Source organism: Amaricoccus sp., assembly GCF_036846665.1.
Taxonomy (GTDB): Bacteria; Pseudomonadota; Alphaproteobacteria; order Rhodobacterales; family Rhodobacteraceae; genus Amaricoccus.
On record NZ_DAIUBO010000209.1, the window covers coordinates 1 to 6,768 of the forward strand.

At 71.4% G+C, this 6,768-nt stretch carries 8 protein-coding genes and 1 tRNA gene; 6 read left to right on the forward strand and 3 right to left on the reverse strand.

Translation table 11 applies throughout. From position 1 onward, the window contains the following. Positions 1 to 223: hypothetical protein (locus V7050_RS16585; protein ID WP_324410864.1), on the forward strand; the 223-nt coding region annotated here is incomplete at its 5' end. Positions 224 to 227: 4 nt separating this feature from the next. Then, complete coding sequence (locus tag V7050_RS16590; RefSeq protein ID WP_324374565.1) at positions 228 to 692, forward strand: periplasmic heavy metal sensor; 465 nt, start codon at positions 228 to 230, stop codon at positions 690 to 692. Between the two features lie 314 nt (positions 693 to 1,006). Here V7050_RS16590 and V7050_RS16595 read toward each other — a convergent pair whose 3' ends face one another. Next, positions 1,007 to 2,395: a PleD family two-component system response regulator gene (locus tag V7050_RS16595; protein WP_324369854.1), complete on the reverse strand. Its 1,389-nt coding sequence runs from the start codon at positions 2,393 to 2,395 to the stop codon at positions 1,007 to 1,009. A gap of 108 nt (positions 2,396 to 2,503) precedes the next feature. Between V7050_RS16595 and V7050_RS16600 the strand changes: the two genes are divergently transcribed. After that, complete coding sequence (locus V7050_RS16600; RefSeq protein WP_324369855.1) at positions 2,504 to 2,782, forward strand: DUF3572 family protein; 279 nt, start codon at positions 2,504 to 2,506, stop codon at positions 2,780 to 2,782. A gap of 2 nt (positions 2,783 to 2,784) precedes the next feature. Here V7050_RS16600 and V7050_RS16605 read toward each other — a convergent pair whose 3' ends face one another. Then, positions 2,785 to 3,213: an acyl-CoA thioesterase gene (locus tag V7050_RS16605; RefSeq protein ID WP_324369857.1), complete on the reverse strand. Its 429-nt coding sequence runs from the start codon at positions 3,211 to 3,213 to the stop codon at positions 2,785 to 2,787. A gap of 51 nt (positions 3,214 to 3,264) precedes the next feature. On the opposite strand from V7050_RS16605, the gene V7050_RS16610 reads away from it, so the two are divergent. The 3 genes from V7050_RS16610 to V7050_RS16620 all read left to right on the forward strand — a co-directional run bounded on the left by V7050_RS16610 (position 3,265) and on the right by V7050_RS16620 (position 6,482). Further along, complete coding sequence (locus V7050_RS16610) at positions 3,265 to 3,984, forward strand: HAD family hydrolase (RefSeq protein ID WP_324369859.1); 720 nt, start codon at positions 3,265 to 3,267, stop codon at positions 3,982 to 3,984. Between the two features lie 91 nt (positions 3,985 to 4,075). Then, entirely contained in the window at positions 4,076 to 5,632 is a 1,557-nt protein-coding gene (locus tag V7050_RS16615) for a trimethylamine methyltransferase family protein (protein ID WP_324369861.1), read from the forward strand. A 97-nt stretch (positions 5,633 to 5,729) separates the two neighbouring features. Next, positions 5,730 to 6,482: a hypothetical protein gene (locus V7050_RS16620; RefSeq protein WP_324369863.1), complete on the forward strand. Its 753-nt coding sequence runs from the start codon at positions 5,730 to 5,732 to the stop codon at positions 6,480 to 6,482. A 20-nt stretch (positions 6,483 to 6,502) separates the two neighbouring features. Here the strand turns inward: V7050_RS16620 and V7050_RS16625 are convergent. Continuing rightward, a tRNA-Val gene (locus tag V7050_RS16625) sits at positions 6,503 to 6,578 on the reverse strand. Positions 6,579 to 6,768 lie beyond the last annotated feature (190 nt).

Below are 6,768 nucleotides of genomic sequence, written 5' to 3' on the forward strand. Positions count from 1 at the left end.
GCAGGCGCCGCGGCCGGCGCCGTCCCTGGCCGAGCGCCTGCGGCGCGCCTTCGCGCCCTTCGGCGGCCTGACCGCCGCCGCGGCTCTCGGCGGCTTCGCCGCGGCGGGTTTCATCGCCGGGCTCGCCGGCGGCGCCGATGCCTGGCAGCCTTCGACGGCCACCTTCGACGGCCCCGCCGAAGCGATCGTGGCCTTCTACGACCTCGCCGCGCCGGAAGGATGACAGCATGACCCCGACCCCGCCCCCCGCCCGGCCCTGGCGTCGATGGCTGCTCCTCGCCTCGCTGGGGCTGAACCTGGCCTTCGTCGGGCTGTTCGCGGGGGCGGTGCTGCGCGGGCCGCCCGAGCGGCCGGTCGGCGGCCCCGAGCTCTGGTCCTATGCCCGCGCCCTGCCCGAGCCCTATCGCGACGACCTCCGCGACGCGATGCGCGCGAGCCGGCGCGACTGGGACGAGCCGCGCGACCGGCTGCGCCGCCAGCGCGGGGCGCTGGCCGAGGCGCTGGTCGCCGAGCCCTTCGACCCCGAGGAGGTCGCCGCGGTGCTCGGCCGGGAGCTCGCGCTCTCCTCGCAACTCGCGGGGCGCGGCACGGATCTCCTGATGGCCCAGATCGTGCGCATGACGCCCGGGGAGCGCGCCGCCTATGCCGAGGCGCTCCGCCGCAATCGCCGCCACGGCCCCCCGGGCGATTGATCCCGAGTGCCCTTCCGCCGGACCGCGGCCGCGGACCCGAGGCCGTCCCCCGGAATGAAGAGACGGTCGCGCCCCGCGCGGCCCGCGCCACATTCCCCCGGAGCGAAAAGGCGAGGCGCCGGTGGCGCCTTGCCCGATCCGGTCGCCCGGAGGCGCAAGCCGCAGGGCGAGGGAGGTGCAGCTTCACCATCGGCTGAGGATCGGGACGCGTCGGCCCTGGACGGCGTGCGAAGCGCGCCGGCCCTCGGCAGGGCCGGCGCGGCCCGATCGCCACGGGTCGATCGGGCTCGGGATCCCCAGCCCCGCGCGCCCGCTCAGGCGGCGCGGGCGAAGAAGGTGACGCGGTTGCGGCCGCTTTCCTTGGCGTCGAAGAGCGCGGTATCGGCGCGCTTGATGATCGCCTCGGCGTCGACGTCGGCGGCACTGGCGATCGCGACGCCGACCGAGACGGTCACGCTGACCTCGCCCGCCCCGCCCGGCAGCACCACCGGCGAGCCTTCCACCGCGCGCCTGATGCGCTCCGCGGCATGGGCGGCGGCGGCCTGGTCGACGTCGGGCATGGCCACGAAGAATTCCTCGCCGCCGAAGCGCGCCACCAGATCCACCCCGCGGATGTTCTCCTGCAACCGGCGCGAGAACTCGCGCAGCACCGCGTCGCCGGCATCATGGCCGAAGCGGTCGTTGATCGACTTGAACTTGTCGAGGTCGATCATCATCACCGCGAAGACGCCCTCGGTCTCGCGCGCCCGCTCCATCACCCGGTTCATGTGCTGGCTGGCGTAGCGGCGGTTGTAGATGCCGGTCAGCGGGTCGATCACCGCCATCATCAGCCCGTTGCGCACGTTGGAGCGCAGCCGGTCGGAATAGCGCTTGCGGCGCAGCTGCGAGCGGATGCGCGCGACCAGCTCGCTCCCGTCGAAGGGCGATTCGATGTAGTCCGAGGCGCCGAGATCGAGGCCCTTGGCCGCGGTCTGCACGTCGCCGTTCTCCACCACGAGGATCACCGCCGCCTGCCGCGTCTCGGGCCGCGCGCGCAGCGCCGAGACGAGCCGCAGCCCGTCGCCGCCCTCCATCAGGTTCTGATGCACCACGAAGCAATCGGGCAGCTCCAGCCGCGCGAGATTCATCGCCTCGCGCTCGGAGGTGGTCACGATGGTCGCGAGGCCGAGCTGCTCGCGCAGCTGCGCATCCCATTCCGCGCCCTGCAGCAGGCAGGGCGGCGCGAGCAGGATCGGCCCGCCGGCCTCGACCTCGATCTCCTGCTCCGAGACGAAATCGGTCAGCCCCAGCTCGCGCGAGGTCAGGTCGCGCAGGCGCAGCTCGTCGAACATCATCTTCATGCGCATCAGGTTGCGCACCCGGGCGAAAAGGGCCAGGTCGTTGAAGGGCTTGGTGAGGAAATCGTCCGCGCCGGCCTCGAGCCCCCGGATGCGCTCCTCGGGCGTGTCGAGCGCCGTCACCATGATGACGGGAATATGCGCGGTCTCCTGCCCCGCCTTGAGGATCGCGCAGACCTCGAATCCGTCCATGTCCGGCATCATCACGTCGAGCATGATCATGTCGGGCTGCTCGGAACAGGCCATCTCCAGCGCCTGGGTGCCGTTCTCGGCGACGACGACGTCGTAATAGGCCGAGGACAGCTTGGCACGCAGCAGGAGACGGTTGGTTGCAACATCGTCGACAACCAGGACCCGACCTGACATTCAGTGCCTCCCTCTGGAGCGGTATTCCGACTCTGCCGAACCGGGCCGCAAGATAGGCGCAAATATGTTAACGAATGGTTTCGAAGCCGCCCCGGGAGGGTACAAAGGATGAACGCCGAACGGGCCGCCGCGCTCGCCACCGACGCGCTGATCTGGCTGGCCGGACGCCCCGAGGACATGGCGCGCTTCCTCGCCGCGACCGGCGCCGAGGCGGGCGACCTGCGCCGCCGCGCCGGCGAGGCGGAATTCCTCGGCTTCGTGCTCGATTTCCTGCTCGGCGAGGAGGACCTCGCCCGCGCCTTCGCCGCGGCGGCCGGGCTGGGCCCCGAGGCGGCGCTCGGCGCGCGCATGGCGCTTCCCGGCGGGGCGCTGCCGAACTGGACCTGAGCTCAGGCCAGCGCCGCGAGCGCGCGGCGCAGCCCCATGGGCACCGCGACCGGCCGGCCGCTCGCGCGGAGCACGCAGACATGCACGAAGCGCGCCGTGGCCGCGGCACGCTCGGCGCCGGGGGCGAAGAGCCCGATCCCGTAGGTGATCGAGCTCCGCCCCAGCCGGTCGAGCCGCAGCCCGCCCTCGACCGGCGCGGGATAGCCGAGGCTCTCGTGGAAGCTGCAGCCGGTCTCGGCCACGAGGCAGACCACCTCGCCGCCGGGCAGGTCGAGGCCGCCATGGGCGATCAGCCAGCCGTTCACCAGCGTGTCCACGTATTCGTAATAGACCGCGTTGTTGACATGCCCGTAGACGTCATTGTCGCGCCAGCGGCTTGTGAAGCGCTCGAAGTGGCGGTAGTCAGCGCGGGTCGGTCGCGTTCGGGTCATCGGCTCGGGTCCTCGGCGCGCGAACCCTAGCAGCCGGAAGGAAGCGCGCAAGTGCAGGACATCCGAGGCATCGTCTTCGACAAGGACGGCACGCTCTTCGACTTCCACCGCACCTGGGCGGCCTTCAACGCGCGGCTGATCGCCGATCTCGCCGGCGGCGACATCGAGCGCGCCGCGGCGCTGGCCGAGGCGCTGGGCTTCGACCTCGAGGAGCCGCGCTTCCTGCCCGACAGCCCGATGATCGCCGGCACCATCGAGGTGGTGATCGAGGCGGTCGCCCGCATCCTGCCCGAGCTCGACGAGGCGCTGGTGGTCCGGCAGGTCCGCGACGGCTCCCATGCGATCACGCCCGTGGAGGCGGTGCCGCTGGTGCCGCTGCTCGACGGGCTCATCCACCGCGGACTGGTGCTCGGGGTCGCGACCAACGACAGCGAAGCGCCGGCGCGCGCGCATCTCGCCTCGCTCGGGGTGCTCGACCGCTTCGCCTTCGTCGCCGGATACGACAGCGGCCACGGCGCCAAGCCCGCGCCGGGCATGCTCGACGCCTTCTGCCGCGCCACCGGCCTGGCGCCCGCGGCCTGCGCGATGATCGGCGACAGCGCCCATGACCTGGTGAGCGGCCGCGCCGCGGGCATGGTGACCGTCGGGGTGCTGACCGGCATCGCCGAGGAGGCGGAGCTGGCGCCGCTCGCCGACGTGGTCCTCGCCGACATCGGCGCCCTGCCCGGCTGGCTCGCCGACCGCGGCCGCGAAGCGCCGCGCCGCGCATGACCCGGGCCGGGGGGAAGCCGAGGCGATCCGCCCCCCGGAACGCGCCGGGCCGCCGCGCCCCTGCCCTGGCCGAGCAGCGGCGGGACCGGCGATGACCGACCGGAAGGCGCGCAGGACCGGCGGCCGGGCGGGCCATTCCCGCGAGCGCGATTCCGCGGCGATCCGGCAGATGCCCTGGCGCATCCCGCTCAACACCGACCGCCCGACCGAGCCGCTGCCGGCCGAGGGCGTCGCCGCGATCCATGCCGCCGCCATGCGCGTGCTCGAGGAGATCGGCATCGACTTCCTCAACGAGGAGGCGAAATCCATCCTCGCCGCCGCCGGCTGCCGCATCGAGCCGGGCTCCGACACGGTGCATATGGACCGCGGCTTCGTCATGGAGCAGGTCGCCCTCGCCCCGCGGCAATTCGACATCACCCCGCGCAATCCCGCGCGGAAGGTGACGCTGGGCGGCGGCCACATGGCCTTCGTCAACGTCTCCTCGCCGCCGAACTGCATGGATCTCGACCGCGGCCGGCGGGTCGGGGACATCGAGAGCTTCCGCGACCTCATCAAGCTGACGCAGTATTTCAACTGCATCCATGTCGCCGGCGGCTATCCGGTGGAGCCGGTGGACATCCACGCCAGCGTGCGCCACCTCGACTGCCTCTACGAGAAGCTGACGCTGACCGACAAGGTGGTGCATGCCTACAGCCTCGGTCCGGAACGGGTCGAGGACGCGATCGAGATGGCGCGCATCGCCAGCGGCCTCGGGCGCGAGGACTTCGAGAGCGCGCCGCGGCTCTATACCAACATCAACTCCTCGAGCCCGCTCAAGCACGACTGGCCCATGCTCGACGGCGCCATGCGCTTCGCCCGCCGCGGCCAGCCGGTGGTGGTGACCCCATTCACGCTCGCCGGCGCCATGGCGCCGGTGACCATGGCCGGCGCCGTGGTGCAATCCATCGCCGAATCGCTGGCCGCCATCGCGCTCCTGCAGGTGATCCGGCCGGGCCTGCCCTGCATGATGGGCACCTTCACCTCCAACGTCGACATGCGCAGCGGCGCGCCGGCCTTCGGCACGCCGGAATACATGCGCGCGACCCAGATGACCGGGCAGATGGCGCGCTTCTACGGCCTGCCGCTCCGGGCCTCGAACGCCTGCGCCTCGAACGCCCCCGACGGCCAGGCGATGTGGGAGAGCCTCAACAGCCTCTGGTCGGCGGTGCAGTCGGGCGTCAACCTCGTCTATCACGCCGCCGGATGGCTCGAGGGCGGGCTGATCGCCTCTTACGAGAAATTCGTGATGGATTGCGAGGTGCTCCAGCAGATTGAGCGCTATTTCGAGCCGGCCATCACCGACACCTCCCCCGAGGCGCTCGCCTTCGACGCCATCGCCGAGGTCGGCCCGCAGGGACATTTCTTCGGCTGCGAGCACACGCAAAGCCGTTACACGACAGCCTTCTACGCGCCGTTCCTCAGCGACTGGCGCAACTACGAGGCCTGGTCGGAGGCCGGGGCGAACTGGACCGAGGCGCGGGCGAACCGGATCTGGAAGGCGATCCTCGCGGAATTCGAGCCGCCGGCGATCGACCCGGGCATCCGCGAGGAACTCGCCGATTTCGTCGCACGCCGCAAGCGCGAAGGCGGCGCGCCGACCGACTATTGACAAGACCACACTGGCCCGCGAAGGATCCCGCCATCCGCGCCCGACCGGCGCGGCAGGCACAGGGATCGGGGGTCGCGCGATGAAGAGGGCTTTCGGAATGAGAAGCGCTGCCGCCGTCGGCGCGGCGGCCATGGTGTTCGGCCTCGCCGGCACCGCCTCTGCCCAGGTGGCGGACTGGACCCGGGGCTGGACCGGTCAGGCGACCCTTTACGCCTGGCTGCCCGCGATCACCGGCGCCCAGCAGGCGCCCGATGGCGAGCCGCTGGTCAATCTCGACAGTGCCGACGTGCTCGACGCGCTCGACATGGCCTTCATGGGCGCCGCCGAGGCGCGGCGGGGCAAGGTCGGCTTCCTGTTCGATGCGGTCTATGCCGACCTGAGCCAGAAGGGCACCTGGGTCCAGGGCCGCCTCGACACCAAGGTCGGGACCAAGCTCGGGGTCTATTCCGCCGCCGCCTTCTACCGCGTGCACGAGGCCGACCGCAGCTTCGTCGATGTCTATGGCGGCGTGCGCTACTTCGACACCCAGACCACCTTCGAGCTCAACACCGTCCGCGCCGACCGTTCGCGCGACGTCGACATCTCCTGGACCGACGGGATCGTCGGCCTGCGGGGCGGCATGCCCCTGAGCGAGAAATGGTCGATCTCGGGCCGCGCCGACGTGGGCGGCTTCGACGCCGGCTCGAATCTGAGCTGGCAGATCTACGGCGGCGCCAATTACGCCTTCTCCGATCGCTGGGCCGGAACCATCGGCTATCGCTACATGTCGATCGAATACGCCGCGAGCGACGAGGCCAAGCTCGACATCGACGTGCAGGGGCCGCTCTTCGGCATCACCTACGCGTTCTGAGCGCGCGCCCCGGGGAAGATTGGTGGGTGATGACGGGCTCGAACCGCCGACATCTTCGGTGTAAACGAAGCGCTCTACCAACTGAGCTAATCACCCTGCCCCGCGCTCTTTAGCCTTCACCGGCCGCCCCAGACAAGGCCCGGCATCAAGGACCGCCGGCCCGACGCCGCGATACGACGCCCGAATGAACCGATCAGCCGGAGACACCCAGAACCGGCAAAGGCGAGGCACTGCCTCGCGCCGGTTCGTCGGAGGGACGCGCGCGAGCGCGGAGGCCGAGGGGGGT